The following is a 22920-nucleotide window of genomic DNA, read 5'->3' on the forward strand; positions in this document are numbered from 1 at the left end:
ACGGAGTCACCATGCGGTTCGCAAACAAGGTCGCCATCGTGACGGGAGCCGGCGGCGGCATTGGCAAGGTCACGGCGCTGCTGTTGGCGGCGCAAGGAGCGTTCGTCGCCGTCAACGACCTTGACGAGGCCGCCGCCCTGTCGAGCGTCGCCGACATCCGCTCGGCGGGCGGCCAAGCCCTCGCCATACCGGGCGACGCCTCCGACGAGACGGTGGCGGCGCAGGCCGTCGCCGAGGTGATGCAGGCCCGCGATCGGATCGACATCCTAGTGAACAACGCCGGCGTGTCGGTCGTCGCGCCCGCCGAGGATTTCCTGGCTTGGGACCGGGTGCTGCGCATCAATCTCTATTCGCAATTTTTCTGGTCGAAGGCGGTCGCCAAGGCGGCGATGATCCCGGCCGCGCGGGGCGCGATCATCAATGTCGCCTCCATCGCCGGCCTGGCCGCTGTGCCCCATCAACTGGGCTACGTGGTCTCCAAGCATGGCGTGATCGGCCTGACGCGGTCCTTGGCGGTCGAATGGGGACGCTATGGCCTCCGGGTCAACTGCGTGTGTCCGGGCATTACGGCCACCGACCTGACCACCGGGGCCGATGGCATGGCTTCCGAGCGGCTGCGCGCCCGGATCGCACGCGTCCCGCTCGGGCGCATGGGGACCGCGCAGGAGCAGGCCGAGGCGATCGCCTTCCTGGCCTCTGACGAAGCCTCCTATCTCACGGGGCTGATCCTCAACGCCGATGGCGGGCAGATGGCGCTCCATTCGGGGGTGATGATGTCGGCCTGAGCGGCGGCGTCCATGCAGCGCCTGGCGAGCGAGCCCGCGACGGAGTCAACGAAAAGCTGAACAAGCTTGTCAATTTCGTTCAAGATTAGAAGATCGGTTTCGAAGGCTGGCGTCGGCGGTTTCCGGCGCCGCCGCGTTCGGCGCCCGAGCGCGCAAGGAATAGGGCTTCATCATGTATCGGCGGATTGTTCTGGCCTATGACAGCACCAAGGCGGGGCGCGCGGCGTTGCGAGAGGGCGCGTTGCTGGCCAAGCGATGCGGCGCCAAGGTCTTCCTGCTATCGGTCCTGGCCGAAAGCGGCGGCTTGGCTCTCGCCGAGGGCGCGCATGTCGGCGCGGCCCACGGCCACTTGGAAGCCTATCGCGCCGTCCTCGACGAAGGGCTTCGAAAGCTGGAGATGCTGGGCTTGGATTCAACCGGCGCGCTGGTTCGCGGCGAGCCGGCCCAGCAGATCGGAGACTACGCCAGAAAGGTCCGCGCCGATTTGGTCGTGGTCGGTCACCGCAAGCGTAGCTTGCTTGAGCGTTGGTGGAGCGGCGCCAACGGGGCCTACATCGTCGATAATCTCGATTGCAGCCTGCTGGTGGCGCGAAGCGACATCAGCGATCAGGACTTCGAGGCCGAGTTTTCCAAAGCCGCCCAGCACGTAAACGCCTAGGTGAGCCGATAACGGAGCGGGGCCAGCGGCGGCGGCAGGTCGGATCGCCCGATGGCGTGTAGAAGCTCGCGCTCAACGGTGCGCACCAGGGCGTCGAGTGGAAGGTCGTTGTCGTCGGTTCCGAACGGATCCTCCAGCTGGTCTCCCAGCGCGTCCAGGCCAAAGAAGGTGTAGCTGGCGATCAGCACCAGCAGCGGCGTCCACCAGCCTAACGCCGGCGCCAGGGCGAACGGCAGCAGCAGGCAAAACAGCAAGGCCGTCCGATGCAGCAGCAGCGAATATGCGAAGGGCAGGGGCGTTGTCTTGATCCGCTCGCAGCCGGCCTGGACCTGGCTAAGGTCCGATAGCTGACTGTCCAAAACCGCATAGTGGATGTCGGAGAGCGCCTTTTGCGCCGCCAATCGCGCGCATTGCGCGCCGACCTCGGCCAGCACCGCATCACTAGGATTGGGCGGTTCAGGCTCGTCGTCGGCGGCGATCCAGGGCCTGATCGCGGCGGATTCGTCCTGATCCCGTAGCCTGGCCGCAAGGCCATGGGCGAAGCCGCAGAGACCCAGCAGCAGGGGCTCTCGGACCTCGGCGTCGAGGACGGCGGTCTGGCGCGCGAAGGACCGGGCGGCGATGATCAATCGCCCCCAGAGCTTGCGCGCTTCCCACCAGCGATCATAGCAAGCGTTGTTGCGGAAGCTCATGAAGATCGACAACGCCAGGCCGATCAAGGTGAAGGGCATGGCGCCAAGGTGACCCATGGGCTCGGGCAAGGTGCGGTGGAGTAAGACCGCGCCGACTGAGATCGCCGCCAATATCAGCAGGCGGCCGGCGATCTTGGGAACGATGGAGCCGTGCATCGCCGTCAGGACCTCGCCCAGTCCTGGTCTGTCTCTGACGATCATCGACGCTCACCCTCTCAATCGATCGTGCCTTACGCGAGCAATGAGGCGCGGGCTGGGCGTCAGCCTCGGGACGGACGCCCAGCGCTTGTGAGAGCCTTCGCGTGCGCGGATGCTTGAATAGGGCGTCGGTTTTCCCTGATCTCGATATCGCGGTGCGCTGTGCGCGCGAAGCTATTTAAGCGCCCCAGTTTTTCGAAATAGTTGACCGTAGCGTCGTGATCGTTTCGAAAAATGGCGAAAATTAGTGGGCTCTTTATCGGAAATCGCCAGGCGAGGTGATTGACGGAGGCGCCGGCTTGGCACTACCCGTGAGACGCGCCGGCGCCAAGGATCGGACGCATAGAGGTCACAGATTGGGGAGTGTGATGTCAGAAGCTAAATCCAGCCTCGACACCGAGGGTTACACCGTCAGAGACGCCTATTTCGGCCGGCCATACATCGATCGCGATGAGCTTCGCCAGCAGCCCTATCCCCACCGCAACGTCCACGGCGGGTTCGAAAACACCGACACGCGCTTCACCTTCTATTTTCCGGACGCGGGCGAGTGGGGCGGGCGCATGTACCACCCGCTCGAGGGCGCGCACGCGGGCCATGAAGAAGCGTTCGCCGGCGCCATGGGCGCCATTCTTGGCGGACTGGAGATGATGACCAAGCTGGGCGGCTACATGGTCGAATCCAATTCGGGCCATATCGGCGACGACGTGGATCCAAGGGCCGGCGTCGATCCGGGTCTCTATGGCTATCGCGCCAGCGTCGAGAGCGCCCGCTTCTCCAAGCATATCGCCAAGCAGGTCTACGGTCGAGAGCCGGATTTCAGCTATGTCTGGGGCGGCAGCGGCGGCGGCCGCCGCTCGCCCTTGTGCCTCGAATACTGCGACGGCGTCTATGACGGCGCCCTCCCGTTCATGGGCGGCGGCAATATCGAGCCGCACGGCACCAATTCGCGCGTGCGGAGCGAGCAGCCCTTATCGTTTGGCGCGATGTTCAACGTTCAGCGTCTGCTGCGCGGCGGCAAACTCGAACGCGTCATCGACGCCATGCAACCCGGCGGCGGCGGCGATCCCTTCCTGGGGCTGAATACCCACGAACGCGAGGAGTTGGCCAACCTTTATCGGCTGGGATATCCCCGCGGCGACGAGTTCATGATCGCCAAGCCCATGGGCCAGATCTGGCTGTGGTCGTCTATCGCCGACATGTTGCTGGAAGAGGACGCCGATTACTTCAAGGCCTTCTGGACCCAGCCAGGCTATGTCGGTTTCGATCAGCCAGAAGCCGTGCGCGACGATCTGATCGACCAGGTCCTGCCCGTCACCCGCGTCATCACCGCTCAGGACCTGCTGAGCGGCGAGGATTTCGCGGGTCCCGAATTCGCCGACGCCAAGCCGATGGCGATGTTCATGGCCTCCTCGACGGGGCAGTTCGACATGCCCATCGGCGTCGAGGTCAAGGGCTTGGGCGAGGGCTACCGCAGCGGGACCGGCGTTCGTGTCGTTTCCGGCGCCGCGCAAGGACGTCAGCTCTACTGCACCAAGTCGATCGGCGACATGCTGTTCTGTGATGGCCGCGCCGAAGCCAATCTGAAGCGGTTCCGCGGCGTCCAGATCGGCGACGAGGTGCATGTCGACAACCACGCCTTCCTGGCCTTCTGCTACGCTTACCGGCACCACATTTCCGATGATCCGTTGAACGACTTCCTCCGGGTCGATGGCCAGCCGATCTATCCCCAGCACGGCCTGCCGATGCAGTCGCCGCTTATGGGCGTGCCCTATTCGGGGCAGTACGAGGGCAAGCTCCTGTGGATCCACCACACCCACGACGCCTCGCTCTGGCCGCCTCAGGGCGTGATCTACAAACGCGCCGTGGAGCAGGCCCAAGGTGCGGAAAAGGCTCGTGAACGGTTCCGGCTGCAGTGGACCCAGAACGCTGAGCATGTCCCGCCGATGCTCCTGCCTTCCGACCCCAAACGCGCCACCGCCACTTGGCTGATCGACTACATGCCCAGCATCGAACAAGGGCTGGTCGATCTCGCTGCCTGGGTGGAGAAGGGCGTGGCTCCTCCCGAGACGCAGTATAGCTTCGTCGACGGCAAGATCAGCCTGCCGCCGACCGCCAAGGCGCGCGGGGGCACTCAGCCCGTGGTGTCGGTGACCGCCGACGGCGCCTTGCGCCGCCAGATCTCGCCCGGCGGACAGGTCGAGCTGGCGGTGAGGGCCGAGGCGCCGCCCGGCGCGGGAACCTTCACGCGGGTCGATTGGGACCTGGATGGTTCGGGGAGCTTCGCCGTCAATCAGCCGATCGCGCCGGGTCAGACCGAACTGACCCTGTCGTTCGCCCATGCCTATGACCGGCCGGGTACGTATTTCGCCACGGCCCGGGTGAAGTTGAACCGCGAGGGTGACCCGACAGCTCGCCGGCAAATCGAAAACGTGGCGTCGGCCCGCATCGTCGTGAGCTAGTCCGCCGCGTCCAGTAACCCGGCCGCAGGCCGGGTTACTGGATCGAAATATTCAGAACGAGATTCTAGATACAGAACTCTTGACTGGACACCGTTCTCCAAAGGCCTCTAATGGCCAAGGGCGTGCGATCCCGAAATGGGAATTGAGGTCACGGTTTAGGCCAGCCGTCGCGACGCCCCGCCAAGAATGAGCAAGCCGAACACAGTCGGCGAAACCTTAGGGAGCAAGCGGTGAAAGACAGACTGAAACTTCAGCTGGCGATCTGCGCCATGATCGCCGGCGCGGCGACGCTGTACGGGTCGCCATCCTCTGCGGCCGCCGCGGCGACGTGCGACGTGAAGGCCATCCAGGCCATCTCGCCGGCGGACACCACCATTGTTTCGGCCGTGCCGACCGCTGCGCCGACGCCGCACTGCAAGATCGACGGCTATGTGACCACGACCCATGCCGGCGGCGCGACCAACAAGGCCAATTTCCGGCTCCAGTTGCCCGACGAGGGCTGGACCAAGCGCTACTATTTCATCGGCATGGGCGGTTCGGCCGGCTATGTGCCGACCGATTCCCAAATCCCCGGCGGCAATCCCCTGGTCAAGGGTTTCGCCGTCGCCGGCACCGATACCGGCCACCAGGGCAACATGCTGGATTGGGGCTTCCTCAGCGACCCGGTGCTGGCTGAGGACCACATCCATCTGGCCGCCCACGCCACGGCCGTGGCCACCCAGCAAATCACCCGCGCCTATTACGGCGCGCCGACCTTCTATCGCTACTTCTCGGGCTGTTCGGGCGGCGGGCGCATGGCGACCGAATCCATCCAGCGATATCCGGGTGATTTCGACGGGGTCCTGCTGGGCGCGCCCGGCGGGCGCAGTTCGGCGACCATGCTGGCGTTCATCAACGCCGCCCAGCAAGCCCAGCGTGAACCGGGCGCCTGGCTGTCGCCGGCCAAGCTGGCCATGGTCGATCGCAAGGTCACGGCCGATTGCGATGAACTCGACGGCGCCAAGGACGGCGTCATCTGGGACCACACCGCCTGCCGCTTCGACTTCACCAAGATCAAGTGCGCGTCGGCCGATGGCCCCGAATGCCTAACCGCCGCCGAACTGAAGACCCTGCAGGCGATCGTGGCCGGTCCGCGCGGACCCAAGGGCGCGATCAAGGTCGGCTTCCCCGTTTCCAACATCGGCATTTGGGCCGGGTTCCTGGGCATGGTGCCGCCGCCTTGGTCGGACGCGCCGACCAACGAGAACATCGCCAAGTCCTCGGCCGGCTACGTCATCGGCAGCTCGCTGGCCAAGGTCTATTTCGGCAAGGACTTCGACGCGTTGAAGGACTTCGACTTCAACAACCAGGATCAGATCGACGCCTGGTGGAAGGCGGCCCAAAGGGTCGGCTATGGCTACCCCTATAGCGCCGATCTGCGCGGCCTGCAGAAGAGCGGGGGCAAGGTGCTGATGTGGAACGGTGTCAGCGATCCTTGCTGCATCGACACCGAAATGCAGCAGTACTACGCCGACGCCGCGGCCAAGGTCGGCGGCATGGCGGCCCTGCGTGAGTTCGCCAGCTTCTACCGTGTTCCTGGCATGGGCCATTGCGGCGGCGGCACCGGCCCGCAAGACGCCCCCGACGTGCTGCTCGACCAGCTGATCAACTGGGTGGAAAAAAGCCAAAAGCCCGGCCCGGCCGTCGCCCACCGCGGCGCCGATCGCGTGCAGCTGACCTTCGCCGATCCCAAGACCAAGCAGGTCTCCGGTGTTCTGGTGCCGCCGCCGACCGGCGACGCCCGCGACTTCCTGCTCTGCCCCTATCCGCTGGTCGCGAGTTTCGACCGCTCGAAGGCCAGCGTCCCGGGCGCGGTTGGCGAGGCCCACAACTGGTCCTGCAAGGCGCCGGTCAAGGTGGCGTCCCGCTAGATCGATCGCCGGCCCCGGCGCTCAAGCCGGGGCCGGTCCGCATCGCGCCGTGCAAGGCGGTCCCGCCACGCCGACCCCACGGTCCGGCGCGCCAGCCGACATCGCCTCACAGAACGCCTTCAGAGGCGGTCCGGACGATCGTCAACGCGCCTCCGAGCCGCCCGCCTTCCAGACCGCCGTCAGGAACAGGCGCCGTCGGGTGGCCAGATCGCCCGCCGTAAAGGCGTCAAGGACGGCGCCGGGCTGGGTTGCGGCCTGACTTTGCTGGACCCCGAACGGCAAGAGAATCTCGACGAACAGCTCGACCATCGGGTTGGCGCACTGCGTCGCGGCGAACGTGCAAAAATCACCAAAGGCGATCGTCTCGCGGGCCTGGGGCTGTTTGCACCCGCCAGCCAGCCTTGCCGCGCGAGCCTGGTTCAGGCCTTCCAGGATCAATTGGGTCAGAAAGGCGTGGATGTCGGCGGGAGCCGGCGCGCTGCGTGCAAGGAAGGCTGCGGCCTGGGCGATGGTCCGCGCGCGGTTGGGGGTGGCGACATAGAGCCCGCCCTTGCGGCCCCGGATGAACTCCACCGCCGAGTGCTCCTCGAGCATTCGCACGGCCTGGCGCAGGATGGTCGTGCTGGCGCCATATCGCGCCATCAATTCGGCGCCGCTGCCGATACGCTCTCCGGCTCGCCAGCCCTTGGAGCGGATCTCGCGCAGAATTTCGCGGGTCAGGCGTTCGGCTTGGTTGCCCGCGCGGTTGAACTCGGGCCGACCCGGATCGACGGTCTTCGGCGGCGAGCCCGGGTCGTGGTCGGTCTCGTTCCAGGTCGGCCACCTGGCGTGGAACATCGCCAGCATCCGGCGGCGACAGTCGAACAGCGTGGGCGTATCGCCGGCGATTAGCGCTTCAGCGGCTTCGCGCGTGATGCGCCAGGCTTCTCCGCGCTCGCTCTCAACGCTGACATTGATGCTGTAAGGCATGATGTCGCTGGCGAACTCGCTGGCCGTCCGATTGGCGAGCAGCACCGCCGGTTCGCGCGAGGCGGTCCGGATGGCCTGATGCAGTAGGCGGTGGCCCCCCACCGCCTGAAATTGGGCCTCGGCCATCCGATCGAGGCGATGGATCAGGCCCCGGATCCGCTCGCAGGCTTCTGGGCCTAGACGGGGCGCTCCATGGAGAAAAAGGTGGGTCTCGAGCGCGTAGGGCAGGACGCCCAATTGCTGGATGTCGCGGGTCAGGCTCTCGACCAAGATCGACAGCGAGCGCCCGACGAAGTCCGGATTCGGCTCGGCCACCACCAACCCACCGCCGGGGCCGCGCCGCATGTAGGCCACGCCCCGTTCCTCCAGGATGCGTACGGCCTGGCGGAAGACGGCGCGTCCTGCGCCATGCGAGGCGCGCAGGTCCTGTTGCGATGCGATCACCGTTCCGGGGGGCGAGCGCGCGCTCAGCACCTCGCGCGCGATTCTTTCCGCCAGCCGAGCGCCCGCCGAATCCGGCCCGAAATCCGCCGGTGGCGACACGGCGTCAAACGGTTCTGTCGTCAACTGCGGAGACCCCGGCCCAATCTGCCCTTCTTCCTAGTAGACAGATTGGCGTCGGATGAAAACAGGCGCCTATTTTAGCCTACTGGCCCCGCCTTCCAGATTGGCTAAGGGCGGGGCGCCTCAGCAGCGGATCGAGGGCCAAGACGCCCGTCAGCGGTCCGCCAACGCCAGCATCTCCGCGAGGGTCTGGGTCAAAAAAAGTGCGCCGCCCCGGGAGGCGGCGCTCATCGCGTCGTGACGTGGCGCGCCGGCGTTGGACCGGCGCGACACAGGGATCAATGGAACGCGTAGCGAAGCTCGAAGACCACCTGGCGCGGCGCCCCGTAGAGGAAGGTCCCGACGCCGAACTGCGTTGAGAGCTGATTGTTGCTGCCCACCACGTAGTCCTTGTCGAAGGCGTTGCGGACATAGAAGGCCGCGCTGACCGGGCTTTGGCGGATATCGCGCCAGTCGACCCGCAGATCGACCCGCGTGTAGCCGGGCACATTGGCGCCCATCGCCGAGAGGGCCACGGCGGGATTGCCGTTGGGCTTGTTGGCCGGATCCAGCGCCATGCCGCTTTGGTAGTAGATGCTGGCCAGGGCGCTCAGCGAGCCCCAGTCGCCGGCCAGGTCGTAGGTGAAGCGCGGCGTCAGGGTCAGCTGGTGCTTGGGCGTGTTGGGGAACCGGCTGGAGGTCAGATCGCCCTGCACCGGATCTTCGTATTTGTCGTAGCTGGCGTCCATGTAGGTGTAGATCAGCGAGACGTCGAAATGGGCCGCCAGCTGGGCCGCCACATCGACGTCGAGCCCCTTGATGCTCCCGGACGCGGCGTTGCGCGTGACGGTCGAGGCGGGGGTCGTGGGCAGGTTAATGAAGCGCTGGATGTTGGTGTAGTCGTCGTAGAAGGCGTCGACGGCGTAGCGGAAATGCATGTCGCCCAGGGTGGTTTGACCCTTCACGCCGACTTCGTGGTCGGTGACGAACTCAGGCTGGAAATACTTGTCCGCCGCCGAGAGCGCCGTGCCGTTGAAGCCGCCGGATTTGTAGCCGCGCCGCACCGTCGCATAGGCGCTGAGGTTGGGCGTGAAGGTGTAGTTGGCTGCGACGTTCCAGGTCGTGGCCTTGAAGACGCCCGACGAGGACGGGCCCGTCGCGGTGGGGCCGGTGGGCACGGGTTGTCCAGGCAGGACCAGGAAGGTCTGGGAGAACGAGCGCCGATAGTCTTCCGTCCGGCGGATCCCGCCTGTCAGGGTCAGCTTCTGGGTCGCCTTCCAGTCCACCTGGCCGAAGACGGCCTCGGACGAGTTGGAGCTGTTGCCATAGGCGATGGCCTGGATGGCGACGCCATTGGGGAAGGCCAGCGCCAAGGGCGGCGCCAGGGCGCCCAGCACGGGCGCGGAGAAGAACTGCTTGGTGTCGAAGCCGACATTGACCGGCGATTTTGTGTTCTCCCGGTAGTAACCGACCACGGTGTTGACCGCGTTCCAGCTGGCCTGGATCTGGAACTCCTCCGTCGTGGACTCGATCTTCTTACCCGGCGGGTTGGTGACGTTCAGAAGGTCGAGCGGCGTGGAGTCCAGGTCGTAGGACTGTCCGCCGGTGTAGTGACGGTTGCTGACGATGTTCTTCAGCGTGATGTGGTCGGTCAGGCGTAGGGAGGTCGAGTTGAGGATCCCGTGACCATCGAGGACCGTATAGTCGGGCCAACTGGCGTTGATGACACGCGGCCCGCGCGCCTTTTGGGCCGCCAGGTAGCCTTGCAGCTGCGACAGGATCGGGGCGTTGTTGATATTGGGCGCCACGAAGGCGAGGCTCGAGCCCGAGCCGCTCTCCTTGACCTCGTCATCCTGATAGATGGTGAGGTTCTCGAACCCGTCGAAGGGCCGCAGAAGCACGCTGGCGCGAACGCTTCGGCGGTTCTCGTCGTCGAGCTTTCGCCCATTGTAGAGGTTCTTGGTGTATCCGTCGCGATTGAGGGTCTGACCTGCGACGCGGACCATGAGCTTGTCGCCGATGATCGGGCCGCCGACGGCGAATTCAAGATCGTGCCGGTTCAGGTCGCCGACTCGCCCGACGACGTAGCCGCTGAGGGTCTCCGTCGGACGTTGCGGCGAGAACAGCACAGCGCCGCCGGTGGTGTTTCGCCCAAACAACGTCCCCTGCGGCCCTTTGAGAACCTGCACGCTCTGAAGGTCGAAGATCGCGCTCGAGAAGTCGGGCACTTCTGCGAAATAGGCGACGACGCCCGGCGAATTCTGTCCGAACGCCTGTCCCTGCCCCCGGATGGAATAGGTGACGTTGTTGCGGTTGCCCGTGGTGTTCTGGATGGAAAGGCCTGGCGCGACGACGGTCAGGTCGTTGACGTTCTTGATGTTCTTTTCTTCCAGCTGACGCTCGCTCACCGCCACCACAGCGATCGGCACGTCCTGCAGCCGCTCTTCGCGCCGGCGAGCCGTGACCACCACCTCTTCAAGCGTGTTGGCCGCGGGCGCTGTGGACGTGGTCTGGGCCAGGGCGATGGATGGCAAGGTCAGGCAACTGCTCGCGCAGAGCCAGAAAAGGCCGACCTTGCGCGCAGCGCGCACGACTTCGCCCGCGCCGAATTTCGGCTGGTTCATGTTTTCCTCCCCGTCGGCCTGAGCACCGATCACTGATGCCGGATCGCCATTTTAAGGCGCCTGACTTGAACGCATCCTATGCACATGTTTTTGAGCTGTACAAGAATGTGCTTCTCAATAGAGAAGGAACGGGCGGCAGACTGTGTCTGCCCGTCCCGGCGCGCTGGAAGCCGATGGCGTCCGCCGAAAGAGCGCGGCTCGGCCGGGCGTTCGACGGTCCGCCGGCGCCGGCGGCCTTCCATCTTGCCGTTGGCGCAGGTCACCAGGTTGCGCTTGTTCCAGGCGTCCAGTTCGTCGCGCGGATAGAGCACGGCTCTGCCGATCTTGACGAAGGGCGGACCGATCCGCTGGGTGCGCCAATTCTCCAGCGTCCCCGTCGAGATCTGACCGCGGTAGCGCTCGGAGACCTCCTCGGTGGTCAGGAACTGTCTCATCGGCGCCTCTAGGATCAGACGGCCCTGCCGCCGCCAGATCCCGGGCTTGGCTCAGGCGCGCAGCTCGCAAGGCGTGCTGCGCCAACCGGAGGCGTCTAGGTGCGACGCGACGACCTGGGCGATGGAAGCGTTCGATGTCGCCCGCGCCAAGGTCTACACGCTCGGGTCAAAGCCCGGATGCGCCAGCGACGCCGCTCCCCTGGCGTTGCCCGACGGCTATGAGGCCCAGGCCAAAGAGGCTGTCGCCCTGCAGGTGGAGCGCGCCGGCGTTCGCCTGGCTCTGCTGCTCAACGAGGCGTTCAAGTAGAAGGGCGGTGTCGCCACCGCCTCTCGATCGCCGAGGTCAGGCGGGCTTGGCGCCCGGCGCGCCGCACTTGGCGAACTTGCCCTTGGCGTCCTTGCACATGTTCGGTTTGGCCGGAGCAGCCGCAGCCGGACACTTGATGAAGTTGCCTTTGGCGTCGCGGCACGGGGCGGCGGCCAGGGCCGCGCTGGATGCGGAAAGCGCCATGACCATGGCGGCGGCGAGAGCGAGGGACTTGCGCATGTTTCCTCCTGTCAGCGCGAGAGCGCGACGTCGCGCCCGATTGGTGACGCTTTCAAGGCGACCCACGATGAGCACCTCCTGGTTTTGAGTTCTCAAAACTTGCAATTCAGGCGGGAACACTTCTAGCTCTGAAGCTCAAGCTTCAGGGGAGCATGCTGCGCGCCATCGACTGGAAAATACTGTCGATAGGCGGCTGTCACCAACGCGCACGGGGGATACGCGATCCTGTCGCGGCAGGATCCCGGGCGCGGCGCGTGCCGCCTCGAAGGTGAACATCAGGGTGCGGCCAGGCGGCGCCGCCACTGGCGCACGCGCTGCAGTTTGACGGTCATGCGGCGGATGATCCGCTCGGGGTTGGGGCGCGCGCTGAGGGCGCGTGAAGCGGACATGGCGACTTCGAGTTCTTGAATTGTTCTCATCCCGCGAGGCAAGAAAGTCAATCGGATTCGAAAGCGGGTTTGGCGCGGCAAGAGCGGCGGACGAGTGGGGCGATCAGCGGCTGCTTCAACGCAGCTTGGCGTCGGAACGGTCGGCGCCCAGGAGATGCCAAAGGCGTTCGGCCGGCATGATAATAAAATGAAGTTATTTTTATAATTGCCGCTAAGCGTGGATTGAGGTGAATTTCGCCGCTCTGGCTTGTGGTCAGCGTCAAAGAAGCGGGGAGGATCATCGCCATGGATCGCCAGTTGAGGCCTAAACGTCGTTGGGTGGTCCCAGGGATCGCGGCGCTTTCCCTCCTGGCGGCCGCCGGCTTGGCGCGGGCGGACGATCCGCCGCCGCCGCTCAAGGACAATGGTCTGGCGCGCACGCCGCCGATGGGCTGGAACAGCTGGAACAGGTTCGCCTGCGATGTCGACGAGACGCTGATCCGCAAGACCGCCGACGCGATGGTCAGTTCCGGCATGCGCGAGGCGGGCTATCAGTACGTGGTGATCGACGACTGCTGGCACGGCGCGCGCGACGCGCACGGCGATATCCAGCCCGACGCCAAGCGCTTCCCCAGCGGCATGAAGGCCTTGGGCGACTACATCCACGCCAAGGGCTTGAAGTTCGGCATCTATTCGGACGCGGGCCTGAAGACCTGCGGCGGCCGCCCCGGCAGCTGGGGGCATGAGTATCAGGACGCCAAGCAATATGCGGCCTGGGGCGTGGACTATCTGAAGTACGACTGGTGCATGGCCGGCACGCAGGACGCCCGCTCGGCCTACTACATCATGTCGGCGGCCCTGCAGGCGAGCGGCCGCGATATCGTGCTGTCGATCTGTGAGTGGGGGACTTCCAAGCCCTGGCTGTGGGCCGACAAGGTCGGCAATCTCTGGCGCACCACCGGCGACATCTACGACAAGTGGGAGGGTGTGCGCGACTACAGCTCCGGCGTGATGAACATCGTCGACAAGCAGGCCGAACTCTATCCCTACGCCCGTCCTGGCCACTGGAACGACCCGGACATGCTGGAGGTGGGCAACGGGGGCATGACCGCCGAGGAGTATCGCTCGCACTTCAGCCTCTGGGCGATGCTGGCCGCGCCGCTGATCGCCGGCAACGACATCGCCAGCATGGACGCCTCGACCCAGGCGATCCTCACCAACCGCGAGGTCATCGCGGTGGATCAGGATCCGCTCGGCCAACAGGCGCGACGGGTGTCCAAGGAAGGCGACCTGGAAGTCTGGATACGGCCTTTGCAGGGCGGGGGCAGGGCCGTCGTCCTGCTCAATCGCGGCGCGGCGCCGGCCCAGATCAGCCTCGACTGGAGCCAGATGGATTACCCGGCGACGCTGCAGGCCAAGGTTCGCGATCTCTGGGCGGGCAAGGACGTCGGGATCCATACGGGCCGGTACCAGGCGACCGCGGCGTCGCATGGCGTCGTCATGTTAAAAGTCCAGCCGTGACCTCGGTGTAAAATAAGCAAAAATATTTTTCTAAATCCCTTGGCGGCCCGGTTTCGCGCGGGTAAGCCAGGGCAAGAGACCGTTGGCCATCGGCCGCGCGTCCAGCTTAGGGAGGCGAGGCGCGCCATGGTTCGGATCGGCATCGATTTTGGCGGCACGAAGATCGAGGCCGCGGCCCTGTCGGAAGACGGGCGGCTGCTGGCCAGTCTGCGAGCGCCCACGCCCAACACCTATGACGCGGCCATCGAGACCCTGCGCGACCTGATCGGCCGGACCGAGCAACAGGTCGGCGGGCGCGGGTCGATCGGCATCGGCGCGCCCGGATCGGTGTCGCCAAGGACGGGCGTGATGCGCAACGCCAACGCCGTCTATCTCAACGGCCGCCGGTTCAGGGAAGACCTGTCCGAGGCTCTGGGCCGGCCGATCCGCCTGGCCAACGACGCCAACTGCCTGGCCCTGTCCGAAGCGGTGGACGGCGCGGCGCAGGGCGCGCGGACGACCTTCGCGATCATCCTGGGCACCGGCTGCGGCGGAGGCCTGGTGGTGGACGGCAAACTGGTCGAAGGCGCCAACGGCGTCGGCGGCGAATGGGGCCATATTCCGCTGCCCTGGCCGACGGCCGATGAAGTTCCTGGTCCGGCCTGTTGGTGCGGCCAGCATGGCTGCCTGGAAACCTGGGTCTCGGGTTCGGGTCTGCGTCGCGACTTCAAGGCGCGGACCGGGCGCGACCTGACGGGCGAGGCGATCCTGGCTGCGGCGGGGCAGGGCGACGCCGAGGCCTCCGCAGCCTTCGACCGACTGGTCGAGCGCCTTGGCCGGGCCATGGCGGTGATCTGCAATATTCTCGATCCCGACGTCTTCGTGCTCGGCGGCGGTCTGTCCAATATCGACATGCTCTACGAGCGCCTCCCGGGACTGATCGAACCACGGGTCTTTTCGGACCAATGGTCGGCGCGGATCGTCAAGGCCCAATGGGGGGACTCGTCGGGCGTGCGAGGCGCGGCCCGTCTCTGGGATCTGGGCGCGTGGGCCGATGAAGTCGCAGCCTGATCCCCAGGCCCGCGCGCGGGCCGGCTATGTCCGCCTGCTCGACTGGCTGGTCGAGGCCGCCGTCCCGCTGTGGAGCAAGGCCGGGATCGACGCCTGCGGCGCCTTTCACGAAATCCTCGACGCGGACGGCGTCGCGGTGAACGCGCCGCGCCGCGCCAGGGTCCAGCCCCGGCAGCTCTACGCGCTGCAGGCCGCGCGCCGGCTGGGCGCCAAGGTCGACGAGTCGGTGCTGCGCCGAGGCCTCCAGGCCTTCACGACCCGCTACATCCGCTCCGACGGACTGATCCGGACCCTCGTCGCGGCGGACGGCCAGGTGCTGGATGAAGCGGCGGTTCTCTACGATCAGGCTTTCGCGCTTTTGGCCCTGGCGAGCCTGAAGCCGCTGCTGGGTGAAGACGCCCAGCAAGCCGCGATGGTTCTGCTGCGGGCGGTCATCGTCCAGTTCGGGCGCCCTGGCGGGTTCGAGACGACGCTGCCGCCATCGCTGCCGCTGGCCTCCAACCCCCACATGCACCTGCTCGAAGCTTGCTTGGCCTGGATGGCTGTGAGCGAGGATCCGGCGTGGTCCAGCACGGCGCGTCAGATCGTCGGCTTGGCGCTGGAGCACTTCATCGCGCCGGTCAACAGCGCCTTGCGGGAGTTCTTCGACGAGACCTGGCGGCCCGCGCCGGGGGAGGCCGGGCGCATCGTCGAGCCCGGGCACCAGTTCGAGTGGGCCTGGCTGCTGCTGAGCTGGAGCCGCCTGGCCAAGACCGATCCGCTGATGCTCGCCGCCCGGGTCGCGGCCATGCGCCTGATCGCCAACGCCGAGGATTTCGGGGTTGACCCGGTCCGTAACGTCGCGATGAATGGCCTGCTGGACGATTTCTCGATCCATGACGCGCAGGCCAGGCTCTGGCCGCAGACCGAGCGGATCAAAGCCTGGGCCCTGGCGAGCGCCCAAGCCGACGGACCGTGGTGGGATATCGTCGCCGACGCCGTCGAGGGCTTGGAGCTCTATCTGCGCACGCCGGTGCGGGGCCTTTGGTTCGACACCATGACCGCCGACGGCGCGCTGGCCAACGGCCCGGCGCCGGCCAGTTCCTTCTATCACATCGTCTGTGCGATCGAGGTGCTGGGCGCGGCCTTGGGAGACGTCCGTTGCGCCGCATGACCGAGACCATTCTGGCCGTCGCGGCCGTGCTGGTTGCGCCCCTGGCGGCGCATGCCCAGGCCGCGCCGCACATCGTCACCGCCGAAGGTCCGCTGGTCGGCGTGACGGGCGAGGGCGGAACCAGCCTGTTCCTCGGCGTGCCGTTCGCCCGACCGCCGGTCGGCGACCTGCGTTGGCGTCCGCCCCAGCCCCTGCGCTGGACGGGCGAACGCGCCGCCAGCGCCCCCGGACCAGCCTGTCTGCAGGCCCCCTTGGGCTGGAACGACAAGGACGCGGCGCGCTCCAGCGAGGACTGTCTCTATCTCGACGTCTCCACGCCGGCCCTCGATCCTACGGCGCGGCGTCCTGTCATGGTCTGGATCCATGGCGGCGCCAATTGGGCTGGATCGGGCGACGGCGTGGTTCGCTCCCGCCTGGCGCGCCAGGGCGTGGTGGTGGTCAGCGTACAGTATCGCCTAGGCGTCTTCGGCTTTCTGTCGCACCCGGCGCTAAGCGCCGAAGGCGGCGGCGCGTCGGGCAATTATGCGCTGATGGACCTGATCGCGGCTCTGCACTGGGTTCGGACCAACATCGCCGCGTTCGGCGGCGATCCGGACAACGTCACCCTGTTTGGCCATTCGGCCGGAGCGCAGGACGTGGGCCTGCTGATGTTGGCGCCGCAGGCGCAAGGCCTGTTCGCGCGGGGAATCCTGGAGAGCGGCACGCCGGGCTTTGGCTTCGCCCCGCGCACCCTGGCGCAGAACGAGGCCATCGGCGTGGATCTGGCGCGCCGGGCGGGCGTGACCGGAGCGGTTTCCGGCGCCTTGGGCCTGGCGGCCTTGCGCCGGACCTCCGGCGCGGACCTGCTGCGGGCGGCCAAGGGTCTGACCGCGCCGATCGACGACCAGAGCTTCATCTGGACCCAGGCCGTGGTCGACGGAAGGGTGTTGCCTCGCGCGCCGGAGGTCCTGTTGGCCGAGGGCGGGGCCGCGGCGATGATCGTCGGCGACAGCACGCGGGAGATCGCGCTGTTTGGCGCCGACGCCGAGCGTGCGCGCGCCTGGATCAGAACCCGGCCGGACGCCGACGCCTTGCTGAAGGTCTACGGTCTGGATCAGGCCACGCCGCCGGCGCCCGATCCGGTCGCCGGCGATATCGCCCTGCGGGTCGCCACCGATCGCATGTTCCGCTGCCCCGGAAACTTCGTGGCCGCACAGCGAACCGCCTTGGGCGCGCAGGTCTGGCGCTATGAACTGGAAGTTCCCGCGCCGGGCGCGGCGGACGTCAGCCATGGTTCCGAGCTGCGCTACGTGCTCGACGGCGCGGAGGGACCGCCCCTGCAGGCCTACTGGCTGAACTTCGCGCGCACCGGCGATCCCAGCACCCCGGGCCTGCCGTCGTGGCCGGCCTATGGCGCCTCCGGGCGCTACCTGGCCTTCACGACCAACGGACCGGTCGTCCGGCAAGGCTTGGCCAGCGCTGCTTGCGAGCACATCCAAAGACCGTGACGCTCACGGCAAACAACAAAGCGGCGACAAAGCCGCGCGGAGGAAAGAGACCATGACGACCCTGCGCCAACGCCTTTTTAAGACCGCCCTGCTGGCCGCAACCGCCCTGACCCTGGCCACGCCCGTCGCCGCGGCGGCGCAAGCTGCCTGGGGACCCTACAACGCCGATTTCCCCGCCGGCGGCGGCGGATTGTCGCGGCCGCTGGCCGGCAAGGCCGAGGGGGATATCCTCCCGGCGGGCGGGCCCTGGTCGATCCATGGTTGGGTGCAGGTTTCCGAGGCGGTGTCGGCGCCCAGCCTCGTGGCCGGCCTGGGCGACCCGGAGGCCGGCGGTCGGTTCCTGACGGTCGATGGCGGCGCGTTCGGCGTCTGGACCGGCGGTCAGCCGCTGAGCGTCAAGGCCGCGATCAAACCGGGCGACTGGCGTTTCGTCGCCGCCGTATCGGATGGCGCCAAGGTCACGCTCTATGTCGACGGCGCGTCGGCCGGCGAGGCGCCCGTCGCGGCTGCGGCGACACCGGCCATCATCGCCCTGGCGCCGCGCAAGGTCGCGGGGTTTTCGCCCTTCGCCGGCCGGATCGCCGATTTCGCGGCCGAGGGGCGGGCGCTTTCCGAGTCTGAGATCAAGACGGCGGCGGCGCGCAAACCCGATCCGTTGACCGTCTATGAGTCCGGCAGCCCAAACTGGCCGGTGCAGGTGCGCCAGATGTACGGTCAGGTGACGCCCCAAGAGGCCTGGACGCGTCCCAAGGGCAAGGGGGCGATCTCCGCGCCGGTCGCCAAGCCGGCTTATGCCGGGCCGGCCCTTGTCGCCGACGGCCCCGACGCCTGGACGCTCAAGCGCTGGAGCCTGGTCGAGGCGCCCAAGGTCGCCCAGGACGGCGCGGTGGTCTCCACGCCGACCTACGACGCAAGGGCTTGGTACGCGGCCACCGTTCCGGGCACGGTGCTGACGACCCTGGTGGATCGCGGCGTCTATCCGGATCCGGACTATGGTCTGAACAACACCGCGATCCCCGAGAGCCTGAACAAGCAGGCCTACTGGTATCGCAGCAGCTTCGAGACGCCGGCGAGCGCGGCGGGCAAGCGCCTGCTGCTGACGTTCAAGGGCGTCAACTACGCCGCCGAAATCTGGCTGAATGGCGAGAAGCTGGGCGAGCTGAAGGGCGCTTTCATTCGCGGCCAATTCGATGTGACCGGCAAGCTGAAGCCCGGCCAGAACGCCCTGGCCGTCAAGGTCTCCCCGCCGCCGCATCCGGGCCTGGCCCACGAGGAGTCGCTGACGGCCGGGGTCGGCGAGAACGGCGGCATGATGGCCTTGGACGGCCCGACCTTCATCGCCAGCGAAGGCTGGGACTGGATCCCCAGCGTGCGCGATCGCAACACGGGCCTGTGGCAAGACGTGGTGCTGACCGCCAGCGGCGAGGCGCGACTGGGCGACGCCCATGTTGTCACCACGCTTCCGAAGGCCGACAATAGTCAGGCCGATATCGAGATCACCGCCCCGGTCGAGAATCTGACCGGTCATCCAGTGCAAGCCACGGTCACGGCGGCCTTCGACGGCTTCAACGTCTCCAAGACCGTCACCCTGGCGCCGGGCGCCGGATCGGTGGTCTTGAGCCCGGCCGAATTCCCGCAGCTGTCGGTGGCCCATCCCAAGCTGTGGTGGCCCAATGGCTACGGCGATCCGGCCCTGCACGACCTGAAGCTGTCGGTGGCCGTCGATGGCCAGGCCTCGGACCAGAAGACGATCCGGTTCGGCATTCGCCAGATCACCTACGATCTGTCGCTGATGAACCCGTCGGGCCATCTGCGCCGCGTGGAGGTCGACTTCTCCAAGGCCCGCCAGTTGGGGCAAGACATCACCGACGGCAGTCACGAGGGGATCCGCAAGGTCGCTGACGGCTGGGCGACCTCGCTGACGGCCCAGGGCGACGCCTCGCCAGCGGTCCGCGACGCGGACGACGCCAGCCTGACGCCCTATCTGGTGATCAAGGTCAACGGCGTGAAGATCGCCGCGCGGGGCGGCAACTGGGGCACCGACGACTGGCGCAAGCGCGTCGACCGCACTCGCCTGGAGCCCTATTTCAGGCTGCACAAGGACGCCCACCTCAACATCATCCGCAACTGGGTGGGCCAGAACACCGAAGACGCGTTCTTCGACCTGGCCGACGAGTACGGCCTCTTGGTGCTGAACGACTTTTGGGACTCGACCCAGGACTACAATCTCGAAGCCCAGGACGTGCCGCTGTTCCTGGCCAACGCGGCCGACGTGATCAGCCGCTACCGCAACCACCCTTCGATCGTTCTGTGGTTCGGACGCAACGAAGGCGTGCCGCAGCCGATCCTCAACGAGGGCCTGGAAAAGCTGGTCCACGATCTGGACGGCACGCGCTGGTACACCGGCAGCTCCAACCGGGTGAACCTCCAAAACAGCGGACCTTACAGCTACAAGGAGCCGCAGACCTACTTCACCGACCACGCCAAGGGCTTCTCGGTCGAGGTCGGCACGCCGTCGTTCCCCACGCTTGAGGCCTTCGAGGCCGCCGTGCCCGCGCCCGACCGCTGGCCGATCAGCGACAGCTGGGCCTATCATGACTGGCATCCGACCGGGAACGGCGCGACGAAGTCGTTCCTGGACGCCATGACCGCCAAGCTGGGCGCGCCAACCAGTCTCGAGGACTTCGAGCGCAAGGCCCAACTGCTGAACTACGAGACGCACCGGGCGATCTTCGAGGGCATGAACCAGGAGCTGTGGACCAAGTCGTCGGGACGCCTGCTGTGGATGACCCAGCCGGCCTGGCCCTCGACCATGTGGCAGATCCTCAGCCACGACTACGACACCCATGCCGCGTTCTACGGAACCCAGAAGGGGGCGGAGATCATTCACGTCCAGATGAGTCAGCCGGACCATCGCCTGGCCCTGGTCAACAACGGCCTGACGCCGATCATCGGCGCCAGCCTGCGGGCCCGGGTTCTGGGCCTGGACGGCAAGCTGCTGGCCGATCGGACCTCGCGGATCGACGCGGGCGCCAACAGCACCGCCTTGGGTGAGACGCTGGACCTGTCGGGACCGCTCGCCCAGGGCGCGGTGGTGGTGCGGCTGGACCTGACCGCCGCCGACGGCGCGCCGCTGTCCAGCAACCTCTATTGGACCGCCAAGGACGCCGAGGGCGAGCGCAAGCTGTCGGCCATGTCCGCCCAGCCGGTGTCGCTGGCCGCTGCGGCTGGCAAGTCGGGCGCGGAGACCCTGGTCACCGTGACCTTGGCCAACACCGGTTCGGCCCCGGCCCTGAATGGCAAGCTGACCCTGGTGGACGCCAAGGGCGCGCGGATTCTGCCGGCCTACTACGCCGACAACTATGTCTCGCTGCTGCCAGGTGAGCGCCGGACGGTGGAGATCCGTTATCCGGGCGAGGCGAGGGCCGGCGCGAAGGTCGAGTTGCGAGGCTGGAACGTGATCCCGGTTGCGGCGAAGGTGCGATGAGGGCCGATCGTCGAGGGCTGCTGGCGGCGGCGCTGACGGCGTCGGGACTGGTGGCGTCGGGGCTGGCGCTTTGCGGACGGGCGTTCGCCCAGGCCTCTTCTCCAGTCCCCGCGCCGGCTCCGACGGCGGCCGACGCCGCCGCGGAGCTGCGGCTGCACACCGACTGGCCATGGCTGGCGCGCTATCGCCAGGCCAACCTCGCCGATGCGGCCCTTCCGCCGGAGCGCCGGTGGGTGGTGTTCTTGGGCGACTCCATCACCCAGGGTTGGTTCGACAGGCATCCAGCCTTCTTCACCGACAACGGCTTCATCGGGCGCGGGATCGGCGGCCAGACCACGGCCCAGATGCTGGCGCGGTTCTGGCCCGACGTGATCGCCCTGAAGCCGGCGGCCGTGCACCTGCTGGCCGGAACCAACGACATCGCCGGCAACACCGGGCCCTACGATCCGGTGGCGACCTGCGACAACGTTCGGGCCATGACCGCCCTGGCCAAGGCCAATGGGGTCAAGGTGATCTTGGGGGCGGTGACGCCGGCGGCGACCTATCCCTGGCGTCCGGCTTTGCGGCCCGATGTCGAGATCCCGCGCCTCAACGCCTGGCTGGCGGGCTTCGCACGAAGCCAGGGCCACGGATTCGCCGACTACACCGCCGCGCTCGACGACGGTCACGCCGGCATGAAACCGGGCCTGTCCTATGATCAGGTCCACCCGACGATGGAGGGCTATGGGTTGATGGAGCCGGTGGCGCTGAAGGCCCTGCGCGCGGTGCGCGCCTAGGCCTGATCGGTGTTGCGCAGCGCCGAGCGCGATGGCAGGAAGCGGTTGATGATCGGCAGGATCGCTGCGCCCATGGCGGGCGCATCGGCCGCCAGGGCGGCGCGGTAGACCGGCGCCATGGTCAGGATCGAGCGACGAACGCTGAGCTTCTGGGTCACCGCCTTGGCCAGCTTGTCGATCAAGACCTCGGGCAGGCGCCCGCCGATATAGACGGCCTGTGGATTGATCAGGCAGCTGATCGAGATCAGCGGATCGTAAAGCAGATCGGCCGCTAGATCGATCCAGGCGTCGATGCGGTCTTGCGCCTCGACGGGCAGATCCGCCAGCTGTCCAGGGTCGCCGACCGCGTAGGCCTCGCCGAGAAACTCATTGAGGGCCGACAGCGAGACCGCGTCCTGCAAGGTGGCCGCGGACGTGCGTTCGGATTTGACGGGCAGGAAGCCCAGTTCGCCGCTGCGCCCCTGGGCGCCGCGGAAATACTCGCCTTCGACCACGAGCCCGCCGCCCAGGCCCGAACTTATCAGCATGTAGAAGAAGCTGGGCTTCTGCATGCCATGACCGAAATGCAGCTCACCAAACGCGGCCGCCGCAGCGTCGTTCTCGAGGATCACGGGCAGGTCGTGGCGTCGCGACAGCAGCTTGCGCAGGTCCACCCGGTTCCAGGCCTCGTAGGCGGCGGGACGGTGGGGCAGGTCGACGTTGGCGATGTCGTCGGGAATCGCCACGCCCACCCCGACGATGCGATCGGCCCGCACCCCCTTTGTCTTCAGAAGCGACTTCCATGAGTCCTCGAAGAACAACACGACATCCTCAGGGCTCGCGAAGGCGATTTCCTGGCTCACCCGGCCCCGAACCTGGCCGGCGAAGTCGAGCAGCACGATGGTGATGTGATCGCGGTCAATATTCAGGCCGATCGAGAAGCAGCCGTCGGGATTGATGGCGAAGGTCATGGCCGGCTGGCCCCGGGCACCGTGCAGCTTGCCGGCTTCCAAAATGAGACCGTCTTCCACCAGGCGATTGGTGATGTTGGTGATCGCCGGCACGGTCAGGCCCGTGAGCGCGGCGACTTCCTGCTTGGTCTTGGCCGCGCCGATCCGGATCGACTGCAGCGCCACGCGCTGGTTGTAGTCGCCGGCCCGCTCGAGGTTGGTGCCCGACAGGCTTGCGCCCCGGTGCGCGGTCTTGGCGGGGTCCTGACTTGCCACGTGGCGCACTGCTCCAACCCGTTCTCGAAGACTGCCCGATAGCATCTGTGACGA

At 66.9% G+C, this 22920-nt stretch carries 17 protein-coding genes; 11 read left to right on the top strand and 6 right to left on the bottom strand.

Translation table 11 applies throughout. The features are described from left to right. Positions 1–11 precede the first annotated feature (11 nt). The gene (locus CSW62_RS24925) at positions 12–785 is read left to right on the top strand and encodes an SDR family NAD(P)-dependent oxidoreductase (protein ID WP_099582601.1); all 774 of its coding nucleotides are present in this window, start codon (positions 12–14) and stop codon (positions 783–785) included. Between the two features lie 172 nt (positions 786–957). Next, positions 958–1443 carry a universal stress protein gene (locus CSW62_RS24930; protein WP_099582473.1) on the top strand — a complete coding sequence of 162 codons (486 nt, stop codon included), beginning with the start codon at positions 958–960 and terminating at the stop codon, positions 1441–1443. On the opposite strand, the gene CSW62_RS24935 is transcribed toward CSW62_RS24930, so the two are convergent. Beyond that, entirely contained in the window at positions 1440–2336 is an 897-nt protein-coding gene (locus tag CSW62_RS24935; RefSeq protein ID WP_099582474.1) for a bestrophin family protein, read from the bottom strand. The two genes, CSW62_RS24930 and CSW62_RS24935, sit on opposite strands and share 4 nt — an antisense overlap. 365 nt (positions 2337–2701) lie before the next feature. Between CSW62_RS24935 and CSW62_RS24940 the strand changes: the two genes are divergently transcribed. Both CSW62_RS24940 and CSW62_RS24945 read left to right on the top strand, forming a co-directional pair. Beyond that, positions 2702–4792, top strand: a complete 2091-nt coding sequence (locus tag CSW62_RS24940) for a PKD domain-containing protein (protein WP_099582475.1) — start codon at positions 2702–2704, stop codon at positions 4790–4792. A gap of 230 nt (positions 4793–5022) precedes the next feature. After that, positions 5023–6702, top strand: a complete 1680-nt coding sequence (locus CSW62_RS24945; RefSeq protein ID WP_143324472.1) for a tannase/feruloyl esterase family alpha/beta hydrolase — start codon at positions 5023–5025, stop codon at positions 6700–6702. Positions 6703–6843: 141 nt separating this feature from the next. Here the strand turns inward: CSW62_RS24945 and CSW62_RS24950 are convergent, their stop codons facing one another. The 3 genes from CSW62_RS24950 to CSW62_RS24960 form a co-directional block, all read right to left on the bottom strand. Next, the gene (locus CSW62_RS24950) at positions 6844–8115 is read right to left on the bottom strand and encodes a GntR family transcriptional regulator (protein WP_143324473.1); all 1272 of its coding nucleotides are present in this window, start codon (positions 8113–8115) and stop codon (positions 6844–6846) included. 398 nt (positions 8116–8513) lie between these two features. Next, on the bottom strand, positions 8514–10838 hold the full coding sequence (locus tag CSW62_RS24955; RefSeq protein WP_143324474.1) for a TonB-dependent receptor: 2325 nt from the start codon (positions 10836–10838) through the stop codon (positions 8514–8516). Between the two features lie 29 nt (positions 10839–10867). Further along, positions 10868–11272 (bottom strand): AlpA family transcriptional regulator, encoded by a 405-nt coding sequence (locus CSW62_RS24960; RefSeq protein ID WP_099582479.1) that lies wholly within the window; start codon positions 11270–11272, stop codon positions 10868–10870. A gap of 46 nt (positions 11273–11318) precedes the next feature. Here CSW62_RS24960 and CSW62_RS24965 point away from each other — a divergent pair, with 46 nt between their 5' ends. Beyond that, on the top strand, positions 11319–11579 hold the full coding sequence (locus CSW62_RS24965; RefSeq protein ID WP_231737527.1) for a S1/P1 nuclease: 261 nt from the start codon (positions 11319–11321) through the stop codon (positions 11577–11579). 36 nt (positions 11580–11615) lie between these two features. Here the strand turns inward: CSW62_RS24965 and CSW62_RS24970 are convergent, their stop codons facing one another. Further along, positions 11616–11819, bottom strand: coding sequence for a hypothetical protein (locus CSW62_RS24970; protein WP_099582480.1), 204 nt, complete (start codon positions 11817–11819; stop codon positions 11616–11618). A 674-nt stretch (positions 11820–12493) separates the two neighbouring features. On the opposite strand from CSW62_RS24970, the gene CSW62_RS24975 reads away from it, so the two are divergent. The 6 genes from CSW62_RS24975 to CSW62_RS25000 all read left to right on the top strand — a co-directional run bounded on the left by CSW62_RS24975 (position 12494) and on the right by CSW62_RS25000 (position 21661). Then, positions 12494–13708 carry a glycoside hydrolase family 27 protein gene (locus CSW62_RS24975; RefSeq protein ID WP_099582481.1) on the top strand — a complete coding sequence of 405 codons (1215 nt, stop codon included), beginning with the start codon at positions 12494–12496 and terminating at the stop codon, positions 13706–13708. A gap of 126 nt (positions 13709–13834) precedes the next feature. Next, a complete protein-coding gene (locus CSW62_RS24980; RefSeq protein WP_099582482.1) occupies positions 13835–14758 on the top strand; it encodes an ROK family protein in 924 nt (307 codons plus the stop codon). After that, positions 14742–15911 (top strand): AGE family epimerase/isomerase, encoded by a 1170-nt coding sequence (locus tag CSW62_RS24985; protein WP_099582483.1) that lies wholly within the window; start codon positions 14742–14744, stop codon positions 15909–15911. Before CSW62_RS24980 ends, CSW62_RS24985 begins: the two co-directional genes overlap by 17 nt. Beyond that, positions 15908–17398: a carboxylesterase/lipase family protein gene (locus CSW62_RS24990; RefSeq protein ID WP_099582602.1), complete on the top strand. Its 1491-nt coding sequence runs from the start codon at positions 15908–15910 to the stop codon at positions 17396–17398. The genes CSW62_RS24985 and CSW62_RS24990 overlap by 4 nt, the downstream gene beginning before the upstream one ends. A gap of 52 nt (positions 17399–17450) precedes the next feature. Continuing rightward, positions 17451–20885: a LamG-like jellyroll fold domain-containing protein gene (locus CSW62_RS24995; RefSeq protein WP_099582484.1), complete on the top strand. Its 3435-nt coding sequence runs from the start codon at positions 17451–17453 to the stop codon at positions 20883–20885. Further along, positions 20882–21661, top strand: a complete 780-nt coding sequence (locus CSW62_RS25000) for an SGNH/GDSL hydrolase family protein (RefSeq protein WP_099582485.1) — start codon at positions 20882–20884, stop codon at positions 21659–21661. Before CSW62_RS24995 ends, CSW62_RS25000 begins: the two co-directional genes overlap by 4 nt. Here the strand turns inward: CSW62_RS25000 and CSW62_RS25005 are convergent. Then, positions 21658–22866 (bottom strand): ROK family transcriptional regulator, encoded by a 1209-nt coding sequence (locus CSW62_RS25005; protein WP_099582603.1) that lies wholly within the window; start codon positions 22864–22866, stop codon positions 21658–21660. The genes CSW62_RS25000 and CSW62_RS25005 overlap by 4 nt on opposite strands. Between the last annotated feature and the right edge of the window lie 54 nt (positions 22867–22920).

Origin of the sequence: Caulobacter sp. FWC2 (assembly GCF_002742625.1) — a bacterium.
GTDB lineage: Bacteria > Pseudomonadota > Alphaproteobacteria > Caulobacterales > Caulobacteraceae > Caulobacter.

What these genes read in the sequence shown, in the direction of transcription:
- CSW62_RS24925 (WP_099582601.1), top strand. Translation starts at nt 12, where the DNA reads ATGCGGTTCGCAAACAAGGTCGCCATCGTGACGGGAGCCGGCGGCGGC.
- CSW62_RS24930 (WP_099582473.1), top strand. Translation starts at nt 958, where the DNA reads ATGTATCGGCGGATTGTTCTGGCCTATGACAGCACCAAGGCGGGGCGC.
- CSW62_RS24935 (WP_099582474.1), bottom strand. Translation starts at nt 2,336, where the DNA reads ATGATCGTCAGAGACAGACCAGGACTGGGCGAGGTCCTGACGGCGATG.
- CSW62_RS24940 (WP_099582475.1), top strand. Translation starts at nt 2,702, where the DNA reads ATGTCAGAAGCTAAATCCAGCCTCGACACCGAGGGTTACACCGTCAGA.
- CSW62_RS24955 (WP_143324474.1), bottom strand. Translation starts at nt 10,838, where the DNA reads ATGAACCAGCCGAAATTCGGCGCGGGCGAAGTCGTGCGCGCTGCGCGC.
- CSW62_RS24960 (WP_099582479.1), bottom strand. Translation starts at nt 11,272, where the DNA reads ATGAGACAGTTCCTGACCACCGAGGAGGTCTCCGAGCGCTACCGCGGT.
- CSW62_RS24970 (WP_099582480.1), bottom strand. Translation starts at nt 11,819, where the DNA reads ATGCGCAAGTCCCTCGCTCTCGCCGCCGCCATGGTCATGGCGCTTTCC.
- CSW62_RS24975 (WP_099582481.1), top strand. Translation starts at nt 12,494, where the DNA reads ATGGATCGCCAGTTGAGGCCTAAACGTCGTTGGGTGGTCCCAGGGATC.
- CSW62_RS24980 (WP_099582482.1), top strand. Translation starts at nt 13,835, where the DNA reads ATGGTTCGGATCGGCATCGATTTTGGCGGCACGAAGATCGAGGCCGCG.
- CSW62_RS24985 (WP_099582483.1), top strand. Translation starts at nt 14,742, where the DNA reads ATGAAGTCGCAGCCTGATCCCCAGGCCCGCGCGCGGGCCGGCTATGTC.
- CSW62_RS24990 (WP_099582602.1), top strand. Translation starts at nt 15,908, where the DNA reads ATGACCGAGACCATTCTGGCCGTCGCGGCCGTGCTGGTTGCGCCCCTG.
- CSW62_RS24995 (WP_099582484.1), top strand. Translation starts at nt 17,451, where the DNA reads ATGACGACCCTGCGCCAACGCCTTTTTAAGACCGCCCTGCTGGCCGCA.
- CSW62_RS25000 (WP_099582485.1), top strand. Translation starts at nt 20,882, where the DNA reads ATGAGGGCCGATCGTCGAGGGCTGCTGGCGGCGGCGCTGACGGCGTCG.